29 protein-coding genes and 1 tRNA gene are annotated in these 24,338 nt (G+C 44.3%); 3 read left to right on the plus strand and 27 right to left on the minus strand.

Features of this window, described 5'->3' with window-relative positions; translation table 11 throughout:
• Positions 1 to 192: 192 nt before the first annotated feature.
• The 7 genes from PHV77_02315 to PHV77_02345 all read right to left on the minus strand — a co-directional run bounded on the left by PHV77_02315 (position 193) and on the right by PHV77_02345 (position 6,411).
• Positions 193 to 1,848 (minus strand): polysaccharide biosynthesis tyrosine autokinase, encoded by a 1,656-nt coding sequence (locus PHV77_02315; protein ID MDD5504132.1) that lies wholly within the window; start codon positions 1,846 to 1,848, stop codon positions 193 to 195.
• Between the two features lie 175 nt (positions 1,849 to 2,023).
• Positions 2,024 to 2,230, minus strand: coding sequence for a hypothetical protein (locus PHV77_02320; protein ID MDD5504133.1), 207 nt, complete (start codon positions 2,228 to 2,230; stop codon positions 2,024 to 2,026).
• A 64-nt stretch (positions 2,231 to 2,294) separates the two neighbouring features.
• A complete protein-coding gene (locus PHV77_02325) occupies positions 2,295 to 3,128 on the minus strand; it encodes a polysaccharide export protein (protein ID MDD5504134.1) in 834 nt (277 codons plus the stop codon).
• A 3-nt stretch (positions 3,129 to 3,131) separates the two neighbouring features.
• The gene (locus tag PHV77_02330) at positions 3,132 to 4,361 is read right to left on the minus strand and encodes an outer membrane beta-barrel protein (GenBank protein ID MDD5504135.1); all 1,230 of its coding nucleotides are present in this window, start codon (positions 4,359 to 4,361) and stop codon (positions 3,132 to 3,134) included.
• An 84-nt stretch (positions 4,362 to 4,445) separates the two neighbouring features.
• Positions 4,446 to 4,691 carry a hypothetical protein gene (locus PHV77_02335; GenBank protein ID MDD5504136.1) on the minus strand — a complete coding sequence of 82 codons (246 nt, stop codon included), beginning with the start codon at positions 4,689 to 4,691 and terminating at the stop codon, positions 4,446 to 4,448.
• A 51-nt stretch (positions 4,692 to 4,742) separates the two neighbouring features.
• The gene (locus tag PHV77_02340) at positions 4,743 to 5,021 is read right to left on the minus strand and encodes a GIY-YIG nuclease family protein (GenBank protein MDD5504137.1); all 279 of its coding nucleotides are present in this window, start codon (positions 5,019 to 5,021) and stop codon (positions 4,743 to 4,745) included.
• A gap of 370 nt (positions 5,022 to 5,391) precedes the next feature.
• Positions 5,392 to 6,411 (minus strand): hypothetical protein, encoded by a 1,020-nt coding sequence (locus PHV77_02345; GenBank protein ID MDD5504138.1) that lies wholly within the window; start codon positions 6,409 to 6,411, stop codon positions 5,392 to 5,394.
• Between the two features lie 243 nt (positions 6,412 to 6,654).
• Between PHV77_02345 and PHV77_02350 the strand changes: the two genes are divergently transcribed.
• Genes PHV77_02350 through PHV77_02360 form a run of 3 tightly spaced genes read left to right on the plus strand, consistent with a single transcriptional unit; the run spans position 6,655 to position 8,895 of the window.
• Positions 6,655 to 6,918, plus strand: a complete 264-nt coding sequence (locus PHV77_02350) for a septation protein SpoVG family protein (GenBank protein MDD5504139.1) — start codon at positions 6,655 to 6,657, stop codon at positions 6,916 to 6,918.
• Entirely contained in the window at positions 6,911 to 7,291 is a 381-nt protein-coding gene (locus PHV77_02355) for a YraN family protein (GenBank protein MDD5504140.1), read from the plus strand. The genes PHV77_02350 and PHV77_02355 overlap by 8 nt, the downstream gene beginning before the upstream one ends.
• A 41-nt stretch (positions 7,292 to 7,332) precedes the next feature.
• Positions 7,333 to 8,895: a YifB family Mg chelatase-like AAA ATPase gene (locus PHV77_02360; protein MDD5504141.1), complete on the plus strand. Its 1,563-nt coding sequence runs from the start codon at positions 7,333 to 7,335 to the stop codon at positions 8,893 to 8,895.
• 461 nt (positions 8,896 to 9,356) lie between these two features.
• Here PHV77_02360 and PHV77_02365 read toward each other — a convergent pair whose 3' ends face one another.
• The 20 genes from PHV77_02365 to PHV77_02460 form a co-directional block, all read right to left on the minus strand.
• Positions 9,357 to 9,605, minus strand: coding sequence for a hypothetical protein (locus PHV77_02365; GenBank protein ID MDD5504142.1), 249 nt, complete (start codon positions 9,603 to 9,605; stop codon positions 9,357 to 9,359).
• A gap of 886 nt (positions 9,606 to 10,491) precedes the next feature.
• Positions 10,492 to 11,070 carry a nucleotidyltransferase domain-containing protein gene (locus PHV77_02370; protein MDD5504143.1) on the minus strand — a complete coding sequence of 193 codons (579 nt, stop codon included), beginning with the start codon at positions 11,068 to 11,070 and terminating at the stop codon, positions 10,492 to 10,494.
• 305 nt (positions 11,071 to 11,375) lie between these two features.
• Complete coding sequence (locus PHV77_02375; GenBank protein MDD5504144.1) at positions 11,376 to 11,699, minus strand: hypothetical protein; 324 nt, start codon at positions 11,697 to 11,699, stop codon at positions 11,376 to 11,378.
• Position 11,700: 1 nt separating this feature from the next.
• Complete coding sequence (locus PHV77_02380) at positions 11,701 to 12,702, minus strand: glycosyltransferase family 9 protein (GenBank protein MDD5504145.1); 1,002 nt, start codon at positions 12,700 to 12,702, stop codon at positions 11,701 to 11,703.
• Between the two features lie 6 nt (positions 12,703 to 12,708).
• Complete coding sequence (locus PHV77_02385; GenBank protein ID MDD5504146.1) at positions 12,709 to 13,653, minus strand: radical SAM protein; 945 nt, start codon at positions 13,651 to 13,653, stop codon at positions 12,709 to 12,711.
• Complete coding sequence (locus tag PHV77_02390) at positions 13,650 to 14,837, minus strand: glycosyltransferase family 87 protein (protein MDD5504147.1); 1,188 nt, start codon at positions 14,835 to 14,837, stop codon at positions 13,650 to 13,652. The genes PHV77_02385 and PHV77_02390 overlap by 4 nt, the downstream gene beginning before the upstream one ends.
• Positions 14,824 to 15,561, minus strand: coding sequence for a glycosyltransferase family 2 protein (locus PHV77_02395; GenBank protein ID MDD5504148.1), 738 nt, complete (start codon positions 15,559 to 15,561; stop codon positions 14,824 to 14,826). The genes PHV77_02390 and PHV77_02395 overlap by 14 nt, the downstream gene beginning before the upstream one ends.
• Positions 15,562 to 15,578: 17 nt before the next feature.
• On the minus strand, positions 15,579 to 16,166 hold the full coding sequence (locus tag PHV77_02400) for a hypothetical protein (GenBank protein MDD5504149.1): 588 nt from the start codon (positions 16,164 to 16,166) through the stop codon (positions 15,579 to 15,581).
• A complete protein-coding gene (locus PHV77_02405; protein ID MDD5504150.1) occupies positions 16,156 to 16,749 on the minus strand; it encodes a sigma-70 family RNA polymerase sigma factor in 594 nt (197 codons plus the stop codon). Before PHV77_02405 ends, PHV77_02400 begins: the two co-directional genes overlap by 11 nt.
• Before the next feature lie 35 nt (positions 16,750 to 16,784).
• Positions 16,785 to 17,024, minus strand: a complete 240-nt coding sequence (locus tag PHV77_02410) for a transcriptional coactivator p15/PC4 family protein (protein MDD5504151.1) — start codon at positions 17,022 to 17,024, stop codon at positions 16,785 to 16,787.
• Positions 17,025 to 17,046: 22 nt separating this feature from the next.
• Positions 17,047 to 17,520: a PilZ domain-containing protein gene (locus PHV77_02415; GenBank protein MDD5504152.1), complete on the minus strand. Its 474-nt coding sequence runs from the start codon at positions 17,518 to 17,520 to the stop codon at positions 17,047 to 17,049.
• The gene (locus PHV77_02420; protein ID MDD5504153.1) at positions 17,517 to 17,855 is read right to left on the minus strand and encodes a hypothetical protein; all 339 of its coding nucleotides are present in this window, start codon (positions 17,853 to 17,855) and stop codon (positions 17,517 to 17,519) included. The genes PHV77_02415 and PHV77_02420 overlap by 4 nt, the downstream gene beginning before the upstream one ends.
• A gap of 593 nt (positions 17,856 to 18,448) precedes the next feature.
• A complete protein-coding gene (locus PHV77_02425; protein ID MDD5504154.1) occupies positions 18,449 to 19,759 on the minus strand; it encodes a porin in 1,311 nt (436 codons plus the stop codon).
• 256 nt (positions 19,760 to 20,015) lie between these two features.
• A complete protein-coding gene (locus tag PHV77_02430; GenBank protein MDD5504155.1) occupies positions 20,016 to 20,471 on the minus strand; it encodes a hypothetical protein in 456 nt (151 codons plus the stop codon).
• A gap of 21 nt (positions 20,472 to 20,492) precedes the next feature.
• Complete coding sequence (locus tag PHV77_02435; protein ID MDD5504156.1) at positions 20,493 to 20,870, minus strand: hypothetical protein; 378 nt, start codon at positions 20,868 to 20,870, stop codon at positions 20,493 to 20,495.
• Positions 20,871 to 20,888: 18 nt separating this feature from the next.
• The gene (locus tag PHV77_02440) at positions 20,889 to 21,545 is read right to left on the minus strand and encodes a histidinol phosphate phosphatase domain-containing protein (GenBank protein ID MDD5504157.1); all 657 of its coding nucleotides are present in this window, start codon (positions 21,543 to 21,545) and stop codon (positions 20,889 to 20,891) included.
• On the minus strand, positions 21,539 to 22,306 hold the full coding sequence (locus tag PHV77_02445) for a glycosyltransferase family 2 protein (GenBank protein ID MDD5504158.1): 768 nt from the start codon (positions 22,304 to 22,306) through the stop codon (positions 21,539 to 21,541). The genes PHV77_02440 and PHV77_02445 overlap by 7 nt, the downstream gene beginning before the upstream one ends.
• Before the next feature lie 576 nt (positions 22,307 to 22,882).
• Positions 22,883 to 22,958: transfer RNA gene (locus tag PHV77_02450), tRNA-Arg, on the minus strand.
• 16 nt (positions 22,959 to 22,974) lie between these two features.
• Positions 22,975 to 23,493, minus strand: coding sequence for an adenine phosphoribosyltransferase (locus PHV77_02455; GenBank protein ID MDD5504159.1), 519 nt, complete (start codon positions 23,491 to 23,493; stop codon positions 22,975 to 22,977).
• Positions 23,490 to 24,338: an RNA polymerase sigma factor RpoD/SigA gene (locus PHV77_02460; protein ID MDD5504160.1), complete on the minus strand. Its 849-nt coding sequence runs from the start codon at positions 24,336 to 24,338 to the stop codon at positions 23,490 to 23,492. The genes PHV77_02455 and PHV77_02460 overlap by 4 nt, the downstream gene beginning before the upstream one ends.

Here is a 24,338-nt window from a genome sequence, read left to right on the forward strand (position 1 = left end):
GCTGACTCTGGCCCCGATTATTGCCGCTCTGGATGACAGGCGTATGACGCTTGCCCCGCCTCGTGCCGCTCTGGATGACAGGCGTATGACTCTGGCCTCGCTTCGTGCCGCTCTGGATGACAGGCGGGTCACGCCGCTGTCATTCCGAGCGAAGCGAGGAATCTAGTACTGTTGCTCCGGACGGTCTGCGGGTCACTTTTTTCCGTAATAATATGAGTGGTAATAATAGTAATTGCTTGAGGCAGGGGAAAGACGGTTTAAGATAACGCCAATAACCTTGGCTTTGGAATCCTGCAGGACCTTGAATATGCGCGGCAATGCCCTCTTGGAGGTCTTTCCGCTTTCCACTACCATAACAATGCCGTCTACCACGCGCGAAAGTATTATAGCATCTGTTACTACCGCTGTAGGCGGGGTATCAAATATGATAACGTCAAAGCTCTTCTTGGCTAATGTTATGAGTTCCTTCACCTTATGGCTTGAAAGAAGCTCCGAAGGATTGGGAGGCGTTGTGCCTGCCGTTATAAAGCTGATATTGGGTATCTCCGATTGCTGTATGGTATCATCCATATTCGCCTGCATGGATAAGATGTCGCTTAGGCCTTTTGTGTTTTTGTGCTTAAAGATGCCGTGTAGGCGCGGTTTGCGCATATCAGCATCAATTAACAGCACTCTTTTGCCTGCCTGCGCCATAACAATGCCGAGATTACACAGGGTAGTTGTTTTGCCTTCTTGCGGGCCAGGGCTTGTAACAAGCAAAACTCTTATTGGATTTTCCTGGGTGGATGTAAAAAATATGCTTGTCCTGATACAGCGATATGCCTCTGAAGCGGGCTCTTTGGGCTTTAGATGGGCAAACTTATCTCTTTTAAACTCTGAAAGCCTCTCGCCCTGGGCGGTAATTTTGGGGATACCGCCAAGCAGAGGCCATTGCGCAATCCGCTCCAGGTCTTCGTAGTCTCTGACTACATCATCTAAGTATTCAATGAAAAACGCCATGCCGATACCGCCAAACATGCCTATAGCAATCGCCATCAGAATATTAAGCATTTTCTTAGGCTTTTCTGGCTCTATAGGTATTTTTGCCGGGTCCTGGATGCTTACATTATTGGCCTTAAGGCCCTGCAGGGCATGCCTTGTCTCGTGCCCGGCGCCGTCGTCTGTAGTGTCATAGCTAAAATCATATGTCTTTACCCCTTCTATCCTCTTAACAAGCTCATCTATCTCCTCTTTAAGGCGTATCATTCTCGGGTGTTTGTTCTTGTACATCTTACTGTATTCCGCAAGCTTTGCCTCAAGTTTTAGATATTCATTCTTCAAAAGGTTCATTATCTCGTCGCGGGAGATATAATAGAGGTTACGCAGGACATAGAGCTCTGCTATGCGGTTTGCGATACGGGCGGCTCTTTCAGGGTTTTCATTGTCAACAGAAAGCTTTAAAAGCCTGGTATCGCGTATCGGTTCCGCTTTTATGGTTTTAAGGAATTTATTTAATGGGTCGGTAGATTTAAGGTATTTTTCAGAATTGTTTAAGCCTGATTCTATAAATACCTTATTTATCAAGGCGCGCGAGGTAATTATCTGCTGCTGGCTTTGGAAATAGTCTTTGTAGGAATAGTAGTTTTGTGATTGCAGTTCAACCGAGCCTGTGGACGTCAGGACATCGGGGCTTTCAAGGTCAATTAGTAATACGGCCGTGGCGCGGTATATGGGAGTCATCATGAAGCTTACCGTTGTCACTGTCGCCACAACGATAAAAAAGAATAGAAACGCTATGGCAAACCTGCGCCGCAGTATGACAAAATAATCGCTAAGGCGTATTTCTTGTTCTACTTGTTGTGTATCCATGACTGTCCTGTGTTATAAGGCGCTGGTCGTTTGCGGGTCAATTTATTTCACGCCCAGATCCTTCGCGACCGAGGCGTGCTTTGCCTTCTGTCGCTCTGGATGACACGTGGGTCACGCCCAGATCCTTCGCGACCGAGGCGTGCTTTGCCTTCTGTCGCTCTGGATGACACGTGGGTCACTCCGCTGTCATTCCGAGCGAAGCGAGGAATCTAGTACTGATGCTCCGGACGGTCTGCGGGTCACGCCCAGATCCTTCGCGGCTAACGCTGGCCCCAATTATCGCCGCTCTGGATGACAGGCGTATGACGCTTGCCCCGCCTTCCGCCGCTCTGGATGACAGGCGTATGACGCTTGCCCCGCCTTCCGCCACTCTGGATGACACGCGGGTCACTCCGCTGTCATTCCGAGCGAAGCGAGGAATCTAGTACTGCCACCCGGCATAAATGTCAAAAGAAACTCTCCGGAACAAATATCACATCTTCCGGCTCTATAGCTATGTCCTGGTCTTTCTGGCCCTTCTTTGTAATGTCGGATACTCTTACGATAATGGTTTTGGTCTGCCCGTCTGTGACGCGCATAATTTGTGTCTGGTTAATATCCGCGTCCTTGGTAAATCCGCCGGCAAGGGCAATTGCCTCAAGCAGTGTTATACTTTTTTCCTCCGGTATATTGTATTTACCCGGAGTATTGACCTCACCTATAACCGATACCCAAAAAAAGCTCTCCGGAACAAATACAACGTCTCCGGGCTCTATTGCCATGTCTTTTTCGGTCATGCCTCGTTTAGTAATATCATTTACGCGCACTATCATTGTCTGCGTCTGGCCGTTTTTTTCGCGCATGACCTGTGTCTCATTGGTCAGGGCGTCCTTGGTAAAGCCCCCTGCCATGGCAATTGCCTGCAATAGTGTTACAGTCTTTTCCTCGGGCATATCGTATTTACCCGGCAGATTGACCTCGCCGAGGACAGATACCTGCCTTGTATGATAGCCCTGTATAAAAATAAGGACCTGTGCCGTGACAAGATAATCAAGCTCAAGCAGTCTTTTTATCTCTGCTTCAAGCTCGCGCACGGTAAGGCCCTCGGCCTTGACCTTTCCTATAAGGGGAAACGTGATATATCCTTCGGCTGTGATACGGGTGGTTGTATCAAGATCCACCTGGTCGTGGACTGTTATCTTGAGGACATCGGTGGGCTGGAGCCTGTATTCAGGGCTCTGCGCCAGGCATGGGACAACGCCTAAAGACAAAAGTAGAATGATTACCGTTATACGCCGCATGTTTTAGAAGCCTATTGTAGCTGATACCGTGACGGCATTGTCCTTGTAATCAAATTTGTCAAAATTTGAATCTTTTTCCTTGTAGTCGTATTTTGCCTCAAACGCTACCCATTCACGCATAAGATATTTGAGGGAAACTCCGCCTCCAAATATCTTATCCCGCCTCTTTTTGGTATCGGAGTCCTCGGTGGTTTCCTTAGGGTAACGGTGCCACTGGTATGTGCCGTATGGCGACAGTGACAGCTTCTTGGAAAAAGCGTGAGTATATTTTAGGATGCCGGATGTGCCTTCGTAGTAATTTATAGTCTTGTATGTTGATTCATAGGCGCTTCTTTCAACTGCCAGGTTGAGCATATCGTCTTTTGTCATCTGGAAGTCAATGCCGCCGCGGACAACAGCGCTTTCAAAATCTTCGTTTATAACAAGGCTTGATGTCTCGTATTCCTGCTGCCTGTAACCGCCGCGGATATTAGCTGTTATCTTATTGGTGATCTCGCCTTTGATTCCGATTAGAGGTTCAACATAGAATGAATCGGAGTTGTAGTCATTGTCATAACGTATCCAGCCGAGGTCTGTTTCAAGTATTAATGATGTCTTTGGGGCAAACCTGTAAAGCAACTGAATATCAGCTATATGATACATCCTGTCCTTGTCGTCATATTTCATATTACCGGTGATTATCTGATTGCTGATATAATCCTCTACCCTGTTGCGGTAGCCTATGTCAAAGCCAAGCCTGTTTTCATTGACTGTGGCAATACCCGCCCTGAAGTTATTGGTTTGCTGTCTTATGCGCGAGGAATCTTCCATATTGGCGCGGTTTGTAAAGCGCTGATATTGCTCGGCAAGGGTGAGTTGATAATCAGTCATATTTATCTCAATCAAACCCTTTACCAAATGATCCGGGTGGTCTTCTTTGGTGTAATCAGCATAGAGATATTGGCTGAATTTGTATTCCGCGATAAAGCGGTTATCGCCAAAAGGCGCTACAACAGCAACCATAGGTTCAAGGACTGTTATAAGGTCGTCTTTTTCATTATCTTTTGACAGGTATATATTATCATCGTAGATTAAGCTTGTTTTCATGCCGACATGCAGGCGCGCGTTGGTATCGCCTATTTTAAGGCCCTGGATGTCGGGAAGATCCGCCGAAAGCATTTGCGCCCAGGCGGTTGCGCTAAAAGCGGCAACTAATATGACAGTGGTTAATATTATAGATAATCGTTTAGTCATTGTTTTTCTCCTTTAAGGTTTTTTGCGGTATTTAAAAAGTTTATTTATTTTATCAGATAAGCATGAATTAGTCAATAATTTTTTTTAAAAAAACGAAATAATTTTTTTGATGACACGCGGGTCAATCCCAGATCCTTCGCGGCCTACTCTGGCCTCGCTTATCGCCGCTCTGGATGACAGGCGGAGAACGCCTGTCATTCCGAGCGAAGCGAGGAATCTGGTACTCATTTCACTCCCAGATCCTTCGCGACCTACGCTGGCCTCGCTTATTGCCGCTCTGGATGACAGGCGTATGACGCTTGCCCCGACTCGTGCCGCTCTGGATGACACACGGGGTCACCCTCTGTCATTCAGAGGAGCGCCGAAGGCGCGACGAAGAATCTAATACTTACTCAAATCATGCCAATTAGGGTTAAGCGTTTCTATTAAAGCTATTTTTTTCTCTCTGCTCCAGCCCTTAATCCGCTTTTCCCTGGTAATAGCGTCTTCTATATTATCTGTTGTTTCGTAATATACCAATTTGTCTATGTTATACTTTTTAGTGAAACCTTTGTTTGAATTATTTTTATGCTCAAGCACTCGTCTTTCTAAATTGTTTGTAACGCCGGTGTATAATGTCTTGGAATGATTCGTCATGATGTAAACAAAATATTGTTTCATTTGTTGACATCCCCTGCTGTTTCACACCCATGTCATTCCGGGTGCCCCTGTGACACGCGGACAACGCCTGTCATTCAGAGGAGCGCCGAAGGCGCGACGAAGAATCCAGTACTCATTTCACTCCCAGATCCTTCGCGGCTGACGCGTGCCTCAATTATTGCCGCTCTGGATGACACACGTATGACGCTTGCCCCGCCGTCCGCCGCTCTGGATGACACACGGGTCACCCTCTGTCATTCCGAGTGCCCCTGTGACATGCGGACAACGCCTGTCATTCAGAGGAGCGCCGAAGGCGCGACGAAGAATCTAATACTCGTCCGACCGTAACACATGAGTCACTCTTGTGACACACGGCCTACTCTAGCCCCGCTTACTGCCGCTCTAATTTTGCGTCTTGGCTGGATATCAATGACGATTCATATGATATGTCTGTTAATACGCCCTGGAGCATTGCCACTGCCGCGTAATCCGACGGGTTGTATTGCTTAATATTCTGGCTAACCATATTTATCTTTGTTATAAGCGCTTTATGGAGTGAGTCCAAATCTTCAAACTTTCTTATATCTTTGGCTAATTTATTTATGTCCTCGCCACTGCTTAATATGATATAGCGTTTAAGAAGGCCTGCCAGAGAGGGCAGTTTTTCCGGATTTATTATACCCCTTGACTGCCACGATTCAAACACACTGTTAATAGCATTATCAAGTTTGGTATTGCTAATATTGAACGCGGGTTCCACGCCGGCATAGCTGCTTCCGTCATATACTTTTTTCAAAGCGCTAAGCGCTGATGTAAGGCCCGTGTTTTCATAGATCTTTACTGCCGCCGCGGGCGAAAGCGCCTGTATCCTGCCTATCCATAATTTTTCAATAGCCGAAGATACCTGTGACTGCATACCGGGCCAGTGCATTGCGTCAATATGCTTATCCTGTGTTATGGTGGCATTATTGACAGGCACAATCAGGCTCGCGTTATAATTATAGGCATTTCTGGCAATATTGGCATGGTTTATAACTACCGGGTCAGCTACTTTGGATAATTCAAGTGATTTTTTATATACCTTTATCTTGTCTTCAAAACGAGGCAGATAATAATCTTTTATCATACCATAAGCTATTTCATTGGTGATTACCCTCATTTCCGAAGGATTTATTTGATTATCAAACTGGACAATATTATATTTTTTAAGCAGTTGCGACATCTTGTCAACGGAGATTGTATTGGCCTTGCCGTTTACCAGATCTATGGCCATCTTATTATAAAGATAGTCATTATTTTTCCACAGATTTTTATAACCCTTGATTTTATTATCCTGGGCATAGGTCGAGCCGGACTGGCATCCTATCGCGTATAATATTACAAGTATTAAGCTTATTTTTCTTATAAACATAACTACCCTTTGGCCGTTTGTTTGGAGATTTCAAACGACAGATGGTTTTTAAAATCTTATTAAATAGTTATACTTTACTACAAATATATCATTATTTCAAAAATTGTCAACGTTTTTTATGAAAATATCTAAAATATCTGAAAGAAAATTTATTAAACCTGCGTCAATACAAATAAAGACAAATCAAAACCGCTTCCTCCTCTTTGCCGGGATGGAGCAAAACCTCTAAAGAAAGGGGGGAACATGGATCAAAATATTAATGTAAACGTGGAAAGGTTGTATAAACTTGAGGGCGATGGGGCATTAAAAGGCTTTGCTGATATTTCTATCTGTAACTGTATTATTGTAAAAGGGTTACGAATAGTTTCCGGCAAAAACGGCTTATTTGTCAGCATGCCGCAGGAATTAGGCAAAGACGGCAAATGGCATAATAGGGTTTCTGTTAATAATGACTCCTTAAAAGACAAATTGAGCGAATTGGTGCTCTCTGCTTTCCAGGATGACTGATAGACAGTTTGCCAATAGGCTCTCTCTTGGCAAAATTTCCGAAGGCATTGCCGTTAGATATTTGAGGCGTAAGCGATTCAAGATAATCGGGCGCAATTATTACTGCCGGGCAGGGGAGCTTGATATTATTGCCAAAAGAGGCCCGATATTTATCTTTGTTGAAGTGCGAAGCATCCGGGAGGGTTTTTTTGAAGACCCGCTGGATTCAATTACTCCTCTAAAAATTGAACGCATTAAGACCCTTGCGCAGATATGGCTTATGAACAATCGTATTGATAATGTCCCCGTTCGTTTTGACGCCATAGGAATCATTCATAATAAACGTTTTTTCGGGAAAAGATACACCATAACACATATTCAGGATGCCTTTTAAAGCTAAAAAGACAGCCAACAGCCCTATCAATTATATAAAAAATGGCCAGAAACCTTTGCCAGAGGAGCCTGCAGATGCTTGCCAAATGCCAATCAAGGACAATAACCGGAACAAGTTCACGCCACATAGACGTTGAGGTTGATATCTCAAGCGGCATACGGTCATTTACCATAGTAGGCCTTCCTGATGCCGCCTGCCGCGAATCTGCCAAAAGAGTCATGTCTGCTATAAAAAATTCAGGTTTTAAGATGTCATGCTCAAAAATAACCGTCAATCTCGCTCCTGCCCATCTGCGTAAAGAAGGCGCGATGTTTGACCTTGCCATTGCCATAGCAATATTGTCTGCCGAGTCCAAGATCAGCCAGAAGGCCTTGGACAGCAAGGTATTTTGCGGAGAGCTTTCTCTTGACGGAAGCCTTAGGCCGGTAAACGGTATGCTTTGCGTGGCAGATGATATTAAAGAAACGCCTGATACGGAACTTATCCTGCCCTGGCAAAACATGCCCGAAGCGCGCGCGATAAATAATGCCCGATTAATGCCTGTTTCCTGCCTTGCTGAAACCGTCAGCTATATCGCCAATGGCACATTGCCCGAGCCAAGAGTTTGGCCTGCTTTGCCGGCTGATAATAATGAAAATAATGATATGGATTTTTCCGATATTAGAGGTAATTATCACGCTAAAAGGGCTGTAGAAATTGCCGTAGCCGGCGGCCACAATATATTGTTTATAGGCCCTCCTGGCACCGGCAAGACAATGCTTGCCCAGCGTATCCCTACCATTATGGGCGCCCTGACCAATGAAGAGTCTATCCAGACGAGCAAGGTTTATAGTATCCAGGGCTTACTTAATAACAAAAGCTTGATTACCAGGCCGCCTTTCAGGGCCTTGCATCACTTTTCATCCGATGCCGGCATGCTCGGAGGCGGGTCAAATTATATAAACCCCGGCGAGATAAGCCTTGCCCATAATGGCGTGCTCTTTCTTGATGAGCTTCCGGAATTCAGGCGCGATGTCCTTGAGGCGCTTAGACAGCCTATTGAGGACAAGGTTATCCGCATCACACGCGCCGGCAAATCAGTCACATATCCATGCGATTTCATGCTTGTTGCCGCCATGAATCCCTGCCCGTGCGGATATCTGACACACCCCAAAAAGACCTGCGTATGCACACCCCATCAGGTCCACAAGTATTTATCTAAAATATCAGGCCCTCTCTTAGACCGCATAGATATGCATGTTGAGATAAGCCCGATTGATTACGACCAGTTATCGTCGGAATCAGGCATTGAGTCATCTTCCGCGATAAAATCAAGAATTGACAATGCCAAGGCCATACAGAGCGCGCGTTATCGCGGAAATAGATATGCCCTGAACGCGCGGATTTCATATAAGGATATAGAAAAAGTATGCGCGCTCACAAAAGAGGCCTCTTCTATACTGAAACAAGCTATGCATGAATTGTTTGTAAGCGCTAGAGGATATGCCAAACTTCTCAAGGTGGCACGAACCATAGCTGATATCGCGGCAAGGCCTGTGATTGATGTTGAGGATATTGCTGAAGCCGTAAGCTATCGCAGTCTTGATACCCGCGCATGGCTTTAATATCTTGCCGAAGGCCCCCTCTGCCCTTGCGAGCGTCACGAGGCGAGGCCGGAGTCATACGCCTGTCATCCAGAGCCGCCGAAGGCGGGGCAAGCGTCATACGTGTGTCATCCAGAGCGGCGATCATTGAGGCAAGAGTCAGCCGCGAAGGATCTGGGTGTGACCCCTCTGTCATCCAGAGCATCAGTACTAGATTCCTCGCTTCGCTCGGAATGACAACGGGTGCCCCACTTGTCATCCAGAGCGGCGATAATTGCGGCACGCGTCAGCCGCGAAGGATCTGGGAGTGAAACGAGTACTGGATTCTTCGTCGCGCCTTCGGCGCTCCTCTTAAATGACAGTGGTGACTTTCGGAATGGCAAAAGTGGTACTCGGAATGACAGAAGTTGCCATCTGTCATTCAGAGCGGCAAAAAAAGCAACCTCTTAAGAAGAAGCTACTTATGGTGCTACAGATGCGGGTTAAGCCATTTGGAATATACCCATCAAATGCTTATTTATCATTCTGGGCTTGTTAGATGAAAACTTTTTTTGAAAGTCCACTATGGTTAACCCAAAAACTTTTTTAGTTATAGGGTCTTTTCTAATTATAATACCGTTTTCATCCATGTCACTAATTCCTTTTTTAGGAACGCCTAAGCACAAATAAAGCACATCCGCTGTTTTATCGTAGGCCATTCTTAGTGGAGCAAAAGGCTTTTGTCTATCCATATTAAATCACCTTTCTTCAATTTATCACTAATATAAGCAGTTTTTATAACTCTATTAATAATGTTTGCCACGACCACACGATAAAGGCTCTTACTTTTTATATTGTAATAAAGATAAATTTCTCTACTCTTCGTGCTTTCATATATAGCAAATGTTTTGTCAAAAACTTTTTGTATAAATGTAACCGGGTTTTCAATTTCTGGGTGCATTAATCGGATATGTTTACAAGTATCAGGATACAGCTTGTATTTATAACCTTTTATATCACTAAAATAACAAGTCTGCGCAATAATTTGATCACCAGCAGATATTTTTTTCTTCTTCATGTGGATATATATTATCAAAAAAGATTATATATATCAAGAACTATTTAAAACGGGGTTACGTCTGGGCTGACCCATGTGTCAGTATATGTATTGCAGGCGTCCTATTTGGACACACCCTATGTGCTCAATGGAAATGCCCCCTATCATCCAGAGTGGCCGAAGGCGGAGCAAGCGTCATACGCCTGTCATCCAGAGCGGCGATAATTGCAGCACGCGTCAGCCGCGAAGGATCTGGGAGTGAAATGAGTACTGAATTTTTCGTCGCGCCTTCGGCGCTCCTCTTAAATGACAGTGGTGACGTTCGGAATGACAGAAGTGGTGCTCGGAATGACAGAGGGTGACCCGCCTGAAAGTCAGTATTGGATTCCTCGCTTCGCTCGGAATGACAGGCGTTCTTCGCCTGTCATCCAGAGCGGAACCGGCAAAGTAAGAGTCGTTAGCGAAGGATCTGGGTGTGACTTCCGTGTGCCGTCCGGAGTGAGAGTACTAGATTCTTCGTCGCGCCTTCGGCGCTCCTCTGAATGACAATAGGGATGCTCGGAATGACAAACGATCTTGTCTCATTTAAGCTTTATGATTTTAGATTTAAAAATATTGTTCAGAAAAGGGTTCTTACCCTTTTTTTTCTTCTCAAACTCTTTATCGCTTAAGTTTATCACATTAAATTCGCGGCCTGTATCTTTCTGTAATATAGCGATGGCTCTTTGCAATTCCAAAACAGAATGTGTGCCAATAGCTAAAATATCTATATCGCTTGAAGAATCCATTTTGTTAGCCGCGTATGAACCGAATAAATAAGCTTCCTGAAGCCCTTTGATCCTATTAACCATATCGCTAAGTTTTTTCTCTATACCGTAGGTTTTTAAGAATATTTGGCGATAATGCTCCAAAATCGGATTATTTTTCGCAAGGAAATAATATCTTTGCTTTCCACGAAACTCACTTTTTAAGAGGCCTCCTTTTTCCAATTCCTTAAGCTTGGTTTCGGTATTTTTAGGGTCAATTTCTAAAATCCTGGCCAACTCATTAATGTAAGCCTGGGCATCGGGGTTAAGAAAAAAATAATCCAGCAATTTTATTGTTATTTTAGAACGAAAAGATATCATATTTTCACCATAATTATGGTAATAAATTACCATAATTGTCTATTTTGTCAAGTGAATTATATGCGCGGTATTGGAGGCGTCCTATTTGCGGAAGTAAGACGAGTATTGGATTCTTCGTCGCGCCTTCGGCGCTCCTCTGAATGACAAGGCGTACTCCATGTGTCATCCAGAGCGGAACCGGCGAAGCCAGAGTCGTTAGCGAAGGATCTGGGGGTGAAATGAGTACTGGATTCTTCGTCGCGCCTTCGGCGCTCCTCTGAATGACAGTGGTAACGCTCGGAATGACAAGCGAGGCTCGGAATGACACATGAGCCACCCCTATAGCCTTTTAAGCCGCGTTATGACCTATCATTTAGACAGTTTTCAATATCCTTAAGGCGGGAATCAAAGTTGTCAAGGCGGTTTTCTATGTTTTCAAGGCGAGAATTTGTCTCAAGAAACCTGCGGGCAGTAAACTCATCAATACTTTCAAATATTATTAGCCCATTAACATCAGTTACTTGCGTTCCTTCCGGCACAAGCCGGTTTACAGAACCTACCTTTTTAAATTCCATACCCGGTTTGGGACCCACGCTTTGATTTTGCGGTTTGTCCTCGGCAAAAGAGCAGGTATTGACAGCAAATATCAATATCATTACGCATAATATAGCGGGTATTTTCATATTATCCGCGTGCCCTTTCTGTTATTTTCATGATTTTATCAAAAACCTCATCAACCCTTATCTCCTGCATACACGGGCCAAAATCATGCCTTATCACGTCTTTGTTGCAAACTACATTCATCCCCGGACAGCACGGCATGCATGGCAAAGTTTTTGCGGCCCTTACTATGTTATGGCGGTGAAAATACGGATAAAAACAATCAATAGATGTCGGGCCGTATAGGCCTATGCTATTGATGCCCATACAGCTGGCAATGTGTAAAAGGCTTGAATCAGGCCCGATAAAGACATTGCACTTACTTATTAAGGCGATGGCCTGTTCTAAAGTAGTCTGGCCCGCCCTTATTATATCGGCCGAAAGCGATGACAATACGGTGCTTGAGAATTTACTCCCGTCACTCTTGCCAAGGGCGATTACTTTCAAGCCTTTTTCGCGCTTTAACCTGTCCGCTAAGCTGTTCCATCTTTCAACAGGCCAGCTTTTGAGCGTCCATGCCGCCAAAGGCATTATACCGGCGATGGCCTCGCCTTGCCTGATATTATTTTTTTTAAAAAAATCAAGGGCGAAATCTTCGTCTTTTCGCGCGAGAGCAAAATCAAAACGCGCCGAAGGGCAATTTATCCCATTTTGCCTTAACAGGGCAAGATATCTATCAACAGGGTGTATATGGGCATTTTTATTGTTCCCAACGCTCCATACCGAACGTGAGCGCAAAAAAACATATCTGGCAGAGCTTTTGAGCGCGATTGCCAGGTCAAAGTTTGTTTTTCTTAAACCCATGACAAACCTGGCCTGGTTTATAAAACCTTTGTCCGCGCCGCTCCTGTCATAGATTATCACATTATCTATGCCTCTGTATCCTTCCACGAGTTCGCGGCAGCGCGGCGATGTCACAAAAGACAACACAGCGCCGGGATAGGCATCTTTCAAAGGCCGCACAACGGCCATATTATAGCAAACATCGCCGATATTGGAATGCCCGATAATCAGTATATTTTTCATACAAGGCTAAAAAGATATGTTAAAGGCTTCTTTGGCGCCGGGTTTTTTAAACGCGTGCCCTTCCGAGTCACATGGGTTGCAAAATCCATAATCATGACAGAGGAAAAAATCGGAAGGCATGCTGATGTTTAATCCTTTGCTGAATATATTGCCAAATTTATCATTGTGCGCGGTATAAAGCTTGTAATGGCAATTATATATATCTCCGTTTGGGGCAAACAATACCTTGCCCATGCGGCAAAACATATCTTCTTTGTTCTTTTGGCTGAATCCCTGCCTGTAATCGGCATAATTGCGTATCCCGTCCTGCTGTTGACATTCAATATCGTAACCGTTTTCAACAGGATACAGGGTATTTTTGTAATAGCCCGTAAAGCGCTGGAGCTTTACCAGCGGATGAGCCTTTAGCAGTTTGTCACGGTATCTTTTGACGTCGTCAATATGGTCAGGGTGGGCAACGATAAATATAATATGGACATACAGCCCCCCGTCTTTTACTCTTTTAAGGTTATCTATGAATTTATCAACGGGTGTATACAAAAAATGGTGTGAAAAATTAAATTTCAGGCCCGAGCGCCGGCTTATGCTTTTAATGGACGAATTATTTCTGTAAAAGGGTGAAAATAAATTTGATGTCACGGTAATGGCCCAGTCCCTGTCAAGATTATTGACAATAAAGGCAAAATCAGGATGAAGCGTCGGCTCGCCGCCGGTTATGGAAATTTTTTTGCGTTTGGCTCTCCTTAAAAAACGCTTTTTTCTCCTGTTGGCAAGGCTGTTTAATGCCTCAACCCAATCAGCTCCCCGCCTTACGGGATATTTCGCCGCAGCGACCGCCGGGCAGGATATCTTTTGCACGCAATATTCACAGCTTAAAGTGCACGAGAGTGTTAAAAAAACACAGTAATAACTTTCAAATGATGCATCAATAACCTTTATATCTTTTTTCACGCGTCACATCCTTTTGATTTAATGATTAGAAGCGCCCAGAACAGCAAAAGGCTTGAACATATTATCGCTCCATAATATTCAAACATTGCCTGGGCCGCTTTGCCGGCTATTGAATAACTTCCCGACGATGACAGCACGAACGAGGCAATCAGCAGAAAAAGAACCCCCCGCTCCTTAAAACCCCCTTTTAACAGATAATAAAAAACTACTGTCAGGGGAAATACCATTGCCGCGAAGTTATGAAGCCAGGCATTGGGGTTAAAAAGCACCATGATTATAAAAAGCATGGCATAATCAACGCTCTGGATAAAAAGCGTTTTGCCGTTATTTTGCTTATCCTTCGGCGACGGTTTCAAGATTAAATAAAATGTCAATATGAAGATAACAACTGTTGCTATCAAGGCAGGCATCTCGTTTCCTGCCCCTGCCAGCCTTCTTGTTATGGTCCAAAGCGAATGGTTTTTAATATCAAGAAAAGACCCGCCGTCAAGAGATGTTGACGTGATATGCGGAAGCCATTGCCCCAAAAGCGTGATATTGGCCTTAAAACCCGTGATAACCGACGGTAAAAAAGCGTAAAAGGCCATGGCCGCTATCACGGCGCATGCCGCTTTTATTTTCTTTTTTGCCAAAAAATATAAAACAAACACAAATGGCATATACTTTATCATAACGGCAAAACCTATCAAGAAACCTGCCGCTATATCACGCCCGCGGCCTATAAGAAACAGCCCGTATAAAACCAAAAAGACTATTAAAATACCTACCTGGCCGCTGTGCAGGCAATGAAGAATTGACCTGAATGATATCAAAAAAACCGCCGCGAAAACAAGATATTGGCGCCCTGAAGCCATTTTTTCAAAAAATATCATCCGGCGCGAGATCTCAAAGATCAAAAAAAGCCATAACATGTTAAGGGTGAAAAATATTCCTGCCGAGACAGGTTTGCTAAATACCGATATAGGCGCCATAAATACCGCGAATACCGGAGCGTATTTAAAAGGGGTTATCTCATCGGCATTGTATTCATAGATACTTCTGCCTTCAAGCATGTCTTTTCCGGCGTCATAATATACGCGGTAATCCGAAAAACCTCTTTTTGGCGCGCGAACCTGATACTGGCATAGCAGTATCAGTGAAATCAACGCGAACACGGCAATATAGACTGCCCTATCTTTTTTCATATTGGCCTGTAATTGCCCTAATTTTAATGATGAAAAGCCCCAAAAGCATTCTTAATGAATCTCTGATAACCCTTATCTTGGAATCTCTCCTGTTCAGCCATACCACAGGGACCGGCTTTACGGCATAGCCCAAAAGGCCGGCAAGATACAAAATCTCTACATCAAAACAAAAACCCATATGCTTTTGCATTTTAAAAATGTCATGCGCCGCCCTCCGGGTAAATAGTTTGAATCCGCATTGGGTATCATGAAATTTTGTCAGGCCAAGCAGGCGCGTAATAAAATTAAAGACCCTTCCCATGCCGCGCCTCATAACAGTCTGGTTCAATATTACAGACCCTTTTGCCGTCCTTTCGCCGATAATAATGTCATAATTATCGGCCGTCAAGGCAAGCATCTTGTCAAGCTCTTCAATGGGGGTTGAAAGATCGGCATCACAAAAGGCGATATAATCCCCAGACGCGGCAAGCATACCGCAATTAACGCTAAAACCTTTACCCTTATTGACCGGGCTTGATATGGCCCTTATCTGACAAAATCTACGCGCTAAATCCGCCACGATAACTCCGGTTTTATCGGAGCTGGCATCATTAACAACTATTATTTCAAAAGTAATTTTCTTGGCGGTAAAATACGCCAGTATTTTTTTTAAGTTTTGGGCAATTACCTTTTCTTCATTATATGCCGGTATTACCAGCGAAATGGATATACGATCGGTTGTCATTTTTTTAAGATGATTTTTTAAAGCCTGTTTTTTGACCCCGGCCGATACGCGCCGCGGCTGTCTTTGCCGCCCATATCATCATCACGGGTATATTCTTTACGGTTTCTCCACGTATCGTATATCATAATCAGCGCCTTCGTACTGCCGGTATCCATTACCCATTTTATGCCGCATATGCCGGAAACAAGCAGTAATTGCATAAAATATTTTTTAAATGCAAATGATAATGCCAAAAAAATACAACCTATAACCATAAAACTATTGCGTTTTAAGAAAGCCTTAAGACGGCCTCCCTTATTTGCCCGGGCCAGTCCGGCCGCCCGTTTTCTGGCCAAGACCGAAGGCGCGGACAGGCCATAGACAGGGTAATCTTCTCCGTTAAGCGCCTTAAGGCTTATGGCGACGGTATTAAAACATTTGGCGCAGGAGAGAACATGCTCCGATATCCTTTCCCGGACTTCAGGCGCCATATTATTACTGATGAAATCCGCCATTTCAATATCGCTTGGGCAGGGGCCGGCATCCTTTTGGCATCGCGCAGGTAAAAAAGATTTTCGTAAAATGTCTTCTGCCTTGCGGTTTATCTCTTCGCTGTCATATCCCATAACCTTTTTCCTCAAGCCTTTGCCGCAGGGCCTGTTTTAAGCGCGATATTATCGTTGAGACCGTATTAACGGGAATACCCATTATAAACGCTATTTCGCGGTGTTTCAATTGATGCACAAGCTCAAGGCTCATTACGCGCTGTTCCTTTTCGGTAAGGCCTTTTATGAATTCATTGATGGTTTCGCTAAGGCAATTATCTTCCGCGATATCCCTGGGCCCAATGCCAGGCCGAGGCTGATAAAGCTGGTTTTGCCGCCATGCCTGTTTAGTATTATCCTGGTGTATGTTTTCCCTGAAAAAATCTATCGTAGCATGTTGAGCAATTACCGTAAGGTATGCCGGGATGGACTTGGCCTTTGCTATGCGCTCAAGCGATTTCCTGCGCCAGATATTGGTAAACGTTTGCTGGTATATCTCATCTGCGTCATCCGACGACAGCCGCATAAAAAGAGACAATGCCTTGTGCCTTATGGCCCTGTTGACCAATGGGGTAAACATCTCAACAAACAAAGCCCAGGCATTATTATCTCCCTGCGCGCAAAGCCTGAAAATCTGCTCAAGGTCTTTTGTCTCATCAGGCATAACCCGCCTCTTTCTTTACAGCGCGAGGCCGGGGGTTATTCAGCGAGTAGGTTGTTTTTTCTTAAGGCCTCTTCCAGGCTCATCACAGCCTTCTTAAACTGCGGGAACAGTTCAATGTTCAAAGAAAGGCCTTTTGCCGTCGGTACCTTTGAACCGGCCTCTTTTGAATCAACCCAGACCCTAAGGTCTATAAGGTCAAAACCCTTATATTCTTTTATGCCTATTCTTATCTCCTCAAACTTATTCTTATTAAACGTGGCGATTGTTTCATTCATACCTTACCTCCTTATTTATATATTACCTTGCGATCTCATTTAAAAAATTATTTAATACAACCCTGTCCTGATCGCTGATTTTTAAAAATCTGATACCGGCATTGAATACGCGCTCAATGCCGTTTTCGCCTTGCTGTATTTCATTGACCCAGACAGTCTCACCGGTAAGCCTGATATATCTGTTGTCCGGAATACCAATCTCCAGCTCAACTATTCCGCCCTGGGGTATCATTTCCGGGACAGACAGGCATATGCCCTCTCCCGAAACGTTTTTTGTAAAGGTTTTATAGGTGTATCCGGATTTACCCGGTATATTGCAATTCACATTAAGCTCTTTTTTAAACCTGCGGAACCTCCTTTTTTCTTCCGAATCATCCCAATAGCCGCCGAGTGTTGCTTTTACCTGAGAAAAATTTCTGACCCGTTGGCGCCAAAGCAAAAAAATAACGCTTGAAAATGTAATTACAATAACAAGAAATGAAAGGATATTTCTCATTCCGCGTCCTTTTCCTTGTAGCCTACAAGCGCGCGGCCTGCGAATATCAGGTTGTCGCCTTTAACGAGCATCTTAGGCTCTATTTCAATGACAGGCAGTTTTCTGCCGGCATAGACCCATTCTTCTTTAACAAGGCCTACTTCGTCATGGCCTAAATCTTTAATATACTCCGGCTCTCCCCACTGCTCGCGGACATAGTCCTTGCTGTCGCCTAAATGCAGAGGTGAGGCGCCGCTCCATGGCGGAATAAAACGCTGTGGCGAAGGAGCTTCCAAACCGGCGCATCCCGTAAATACCAGCAACCCTAATAGAAGGCACGTATATAAAGTTTTCATTAATTACCCCTTTCTATTTATACTAATTATAATACTATACATATAGGAGTGTCAATTGATTAGTAGTATTAAATTCAATTTAAAATAAACGTCTAAGGCGCGGAGGAAGGATACAGTACTGATTTTACTCCCAGATCCTTCGCTAACGACTCTTGTCTCGCCGGTTCCGCTCAGGATGACATAAGGGTCACCCCCAGATCCTTCGCGACCGAGGCGTGCTTTGCTTGGCTGTCGCTCTGGATGACAGGCAAAGAACGCCTGTCATTCCGGGCGCTCCACTCTGTCATTGGGAGCGCCTCGCTTGTCATTCAGAGGAGCGCCGAAGGCGCGACGAAGAATCTAGTACTCATTTCACTTCCAGATCCTTCGCTAACGAAACTTGCTTCGCCGTTCCCGCTCAGGATGACAGGCAAAGTACGCCTGTCATTCCGAGCGAAGCGAGGAATCTAATACTCTCACTCCGAACGGCACATACGGATTACTTCGGATGGCATAGTACGAAGGATGCCTTAAAACAGGACATTTGCAACAACAAAAAAGAACCCCCGGATTGACCCGGGGGTTCTTTTTATATCTAACTTCTAAGAAATTTATTAGAAGTCTACTGATACACCTGCGATTATCTGTGAAGCTGCTTTGTTATCAGGTGACTTGTAGTACTTACCTGGCCAGAATACGCCACCCATAACATTGAATTCCACATCTTCTGTGTAATCATAAGCGACCTTACCATCAATTTCATGGCCAAGCCTCTTGCTTTCATCGCCTGATGAAGTCAGCTTCTGATCATGCCACAGATATGTCCACCTTGCGTCCATTGTGATATCTGTCATAGGCGCAATTGAACCGAATAGTGCGATTGACTGCTGGTTTGTCATGCCATAATCATTGGCTGCAGCAATACTACCGCCCTGTGTGGCAAGTTTTGTAATATTTCTGAAATCAGAAATATAGCTGTCAAACTTACCTCTGAAGAGAGGATCCCAGGCTTCGTATTTGTTTGTACCTTCCTTATCACCGGAAAGCCATGTCCACTCTGCTCCGACCTTCGGTGTCCATTTTACATCAGCAAATGTGTAATCAATACCAGCATCAACCGCACCGGCCTTGCGTGTTTCGTTAACCGATGATGTGCGATATTCGCCGCACTGATAAGCACCTTCTGCCCATAGATTCATGTTGTCAAAGGGAACCAAACTGCCTCTCAAACCGATAGTATGGAGGTTATTGGTCTTGCCCGTTATGGTGCGGTTCTGCTTGTCGTGAACATATATATAATAGGCTTCAGCTTCAGCGTCATATTTTGTAAAATCATAGCCTACGTTCGCGACATAAAGATTCCTATCTTCATATGAAGCAACGTCATCTTCAATGATCTTGGAATAGATCAAATCAACTGTCCAGGGATCATAGTCTAATGTGGCTCTGACAGCATCAAATGCTGTTAAGTCGCTTAATTCCCTAACTGTTGAAGGCAGTGATCCTAATGCCCACTGCGAAACGCCGGCATTACCGATCACAAAACCCTTACCAAGCCAAATATTCTGACGGCCAAGTTTAACGGTTAAAGGAGCATAAAGCATTTCCTTTAATGTTACGTAGGCCTCATCCAACATGATGTCAAAATTTGTGCTTGATGAATTGATACCGTCCCAATCCCTTTCATTAATCAGACGAACGTATGTTGATACATTGTCTGTTAAGTCTGCTTCTACATTTAAACCGACCTGCTGAACAAAGAAGTTCTGGTTATTCTTGTCGTTGTCTGTGTAATCAAGGTTCTTCTGATACACATAAGCGGCTTTGATGTCACCAGATACTTTAATATTCTGTGTTTCAGCAAATGCCGGAACAGCAAAAGCAACTACTAATGCTGCTACGCATAATACTGTGAATAATCTCATTCGTGAATCTCCTTGTTTTTATTTTAAATGGGCACTATGTTATCTAACTTAGGCCCTTATTGTTTGCTATATTACTCACCATATATTTGATGACCCTGCGGCTTTTTGAGTTCACCCCTTTCTTTGCCTTATTCAGATCATCTATGGCGTCTGAGCCGTTTTAAATTACTTTAATAATAACAAACAAAGCGCGTTGTGTCAATAATTATATTCATTAATATATAACATATTTAGCGCGGCAATATCTACAAAACCCCTATTCTTTTTTAATGGGTTTATACGTAGCCGCTCTACCGGCTTTCGGGGCAACGGAAATTGTAAGCAATGTGCTCATGCCTGAAGGTTCAATGAGTATTGTGCAATTCTGGTCGTCTCTTTCAAAACTCATTATACGCTTGCCATATTCAACTATATTAACAAAGTGCCAATTGTAAAGCGGCATTTGGTCTTTATAAAATGTCACTGTCTGGTCAGGATTGATCCTGCCGGAAAATTTCAGGATACCAACACGCAAAGCATCATTTTCAAAGGTAAAGGATTGCTGGCCGATAATTTTGAATCCTGTAGGCACGGGCACATCCTCAAATTTCAAGGCAGTAGCAACATCAAGGCTCTTATAGGCAGTACTGTCACTGCTTTTATAGGAACCTGAACTCGCGCAACCGGAAAAAAGAATTGCCGCAACTGCCAATAACGCGATATGCTTTATCATTTACGATCCCTCCCTTTTTATCTAATAATATAAAATATCCAACGAATTGTCAACAGCATAATTGGATAAATGCCTAACGTTTATTATTTCAAGCGGCTCTGTCATTGGGAGCAAAGCGAGGAATCCAGTACTCATTTCACGCCCAGATCCTTCGCGGCCGAGGCGTGCTTCGCCTTGTGCCGCTCTGGATGACAGGTGGGGTACTCCCAGATCCTTCGCGGCCGAGGCGTGCTTTGCTTGGCTGTCGCTCTGGATGACAGGTGGGGTACTCCCAGATCCTTCGCGGCCGAGGCGTGCTTCGCCTTGTGCCGCTCTGGATGACAGGCGAAGAACGCCTGTCATTCCGAGCAAAGCGAGGAATCTAATACTCGTCTCACTCCAGAAATAGGACGCTTGCAATACTCGATACCCGCGATACTATATGCCAAGCGCTTTATTCAATAAGCGCTCCTTATTGGCATCTATTGCGGCTATGTCTTTGGAAGAAAGCCCTGCAGACCTTGCTACGCGCGCGAATAATTGCCTGCTTGGCATATTGCGCGGTTCATGAAAATCGGTATTTATAACAAGAGAGGCTTTTGTATTGACAGCTACCCGCGCGACATGACAATTACCCAGGCAATGCCCCTTTCTTGTAGTTATCTCAAGATAGACATTATTATTTTTAGCAAGCAGGCTATCCTCAACAGAGATTTTTCCCGGATGAGCCAGGATATCAACCCCCGCCTCAATAGCCGCCCTGTTTGTGCCTTCAATAACCGGCTCAACAGGCGTTTGCCCATGGGCAACGATAATCTTCGCGCCGTTTTCTCTGGCATATTTTACCAAAGGAGCAAATTGTTCAAGCGGGATATGCGTAAGTTCTATGCCAGGTATAGCGCGTATTGCCCAGTATTTATTAATTTCCCGGCATACCTTAACAAGTGAAGCCACTATATTATCAATATTGGACGAATCGGCATGATCGGTAATGGCTATCGCGTCAAAACCCGCTACAGCATATCTACGTATAAGTTCGCTTGGCAATAAAACACCATCACTTAACAGGCTGTGCGAATGGAAATCAATCAGCATGTCTTTTCGCTCTTTTCTTTAAGTTCCGCGTATTTCGCGTAGGCAAGTATCTGATAAAAACCGCCCATTAACGCAAGCATAAAGCCTGTAAAACCGTCCTTATAGCCTTGCTTGAGCACAAATGCCTTAATAAACCTATCTATAGTCTTGCGTATAGCCCGCGCCAGAGACATCTTTCTTTTATCGCGAAACCATTTCCTGGCCTCAAAATTGGTCTGATGGTTTACCTTACTAACCATATCAGCAATGTCCTTATAAGCCAAATGAATCAGCTCTCCTTTAAGGCGCATGCGTTTTCCTGCCATAACAGCCGGCGGATGATATTCTTCTTCTTTGTATCTGAATTCCGATTTTTTAAAAAGTTTTGTTTTGGCATTGGGATACCATCCGCCGTATTGTATCCAATACCCTCCTATATAGTTTCTGTGGGGAATATCGTATCCATTGTGCTTGAAACCGGATTCAATTAAAGAAATTATTTCTTGGGCTAATTCAGGCGTCACCCTTTCATCGCTGTCCAAGCTAAGTATATATTCATTTTTGGCCAAATCATAAGCAAAATTTCTGTGTATGCCTTCATTATCCCATTTCCGCTGACATATATTGGATGTGTATTTTTTCACAAGCTCAAGTGTATTATCTTTGCTAAAGTCATCCACAATAACAATATCATCACACCATATCACGCTATCAAGACAGTCAATAATCTTATCAGCGGAATTCTTAGTCAATGTAACAACTGATAATGGGTATTTTTTCATAGTCCCTCTTATTTATGTTGCTGATTGTTCAATTAATGATACGGTTACAGCAAATAGCAACGATACGGTTCCGGACAGATTAAAAGATAAAAGCCAATATAATTTATGATACGGTTAGTGTATTAATTAAGAAAATTTCAAATCACTTCCAGATCCTTCGCGGCCAACGCCTGCTCCGATTATTGCCGCTCTGGATGACATAAGGGTCACGTCCAGATCCTTCGCGGCTCACTCTTGCCCCGATTATCGCCGCTCTGGATGACAGGCGCATGACACTGGCCCCGCCCCCCGCTGCTCTGGATGACACGTGGGTTACCCCCTGTCATTCAGAGGAGCGCCGAAGGCGCGACGAAGAATCCAGTACTCATTTCACTCCCAGATCCTTCGCTAACGAAGCTTACCTCGCTGATACCGCTCTGGATGACACAGGGGTCACGTCCAGATCCTTCGCGGCTTACTCTGGCCTCGCAGCCTGCCGCTCTGGATGACACATGGGCAACGTCTGTCATTGGGAGCGAAGCGAGGGATCTAGTACTCTCACTTCAAACGACAAGTACGAGTCACTCCAATTAAAGATGGTGCCCCTACCGCGACTCGAACACGGCCACATGGTTTAGGAAACCACTGCTCTATCCATCTGAGCTATAGGGGCAATTAGAATCAAAATCTCAATATATTATTTGTGAAAAAACTTTATAGCCCTGCAATTTTTGCCTGCCGCATAGGTCGCTAAGCTCAATCGCGAATGCCAGCTCAACAATCTTGGCATTAAGGGTATTCACCAAATCGCATACTGCTTTGGCGGTCCCGCCTGTTGCCAAAAGGTCATCAACTATCAAAACACGCTCATTAGCTTTAAGGCCGTCTTCATGAATACACAGTGTATCCGTGCCGTATTCAAGCTCATATTGGACTGATACGGTTTTATATGGCAGTTTGCCTTTTTTACGAACAGGCACAAAACCGGCGCCAAGTTTATAGGCAATCGCTCCGCCAAAAATAAAACCCCTGGCATCAATAGCAACTACCTTATCAATCGCGCTTTGGGCATATCGCGTGGCGAATACGTCAATAATATCTTTGAAGTTTTGGCCTCGCGATAAAAGGGTGGTAATATCCCTGAATATTATCCCTTCCTTTGGAAAATCTTTTATATCCCGTATCCATTGCTTAAAATCGTTTGTCACAGAGACACGCCCTCTCCGGAGCCGTTTTTGATAGCGTCTTCAATGATAAGCTCCTTAAGCTGTTTGATGGCCCTAAACTCTATCTGACGAACCCGCTCTTTTGTTATTTTAAGTTTTTTGGCGATTTCCTGCAGTGTGAGAATATCGTTGCCGTCTATACCAAATCTCAAAAGCAGTATCCTCTTGTCTCTATCGCGCAAACAGGTAAGCAGTTTCTGTATTCTTTCATCCCTGAAAGTTTCAGCCAATCTCTCATCAGGTAATGTAGCCGACTCATCCTCAATAAGCTCTAAAAATTTACCCGTGTCTTCATCACCTATAGGGGTTTCTATTGATGTCGGCTGGACATTGGCTATCCGGGCTATCTTGTTTATCTTTTTTTCAGACAGCCGCATCTTTCTGGCTATTTCTTTGGCAGTAGGCGTGCGGGAATGCTTATGGTTGAGTTCTTCTATAGCCTTTTTATAACGCACTATCAGTTCATTCATATATACAGGCACCCTGATAGTCTTTGCCTGGTTTGAGATGGCCCTCATCATATATTGTTTTATCCACCAGGCGGCATATGTGGAAAACCTGTAACCTTTTTTGGGGTCAAATTTCTTTACAGCCTTCATAAGGCCCATATTACCCTCTTCAATAAGGTCAAGCAGAGGAAGCCCTGTATATATAAATTTTTTCGCGATACTTACCACAAGCCTTAAGTTGGACTGTATCATAAGCCTTGTCGCGCGGAGCTCATTCCTCTTGATACGCGTAGAAAGTTTTATCTCCTCGTCATGGCTTAACAGGGGAAAACTCTCTATGTCCTTAAAATAAAGCATCAGGACACTCTTATCGGGCAT

This window comes from Candidatus Omnitrophota bacterium (assembly GCA_028716165.1).
GTDB lineage: Bacteria > Omnitrophota > Gorgyraeia > JABMRG01 > JABMRG01 > JAQUQI01.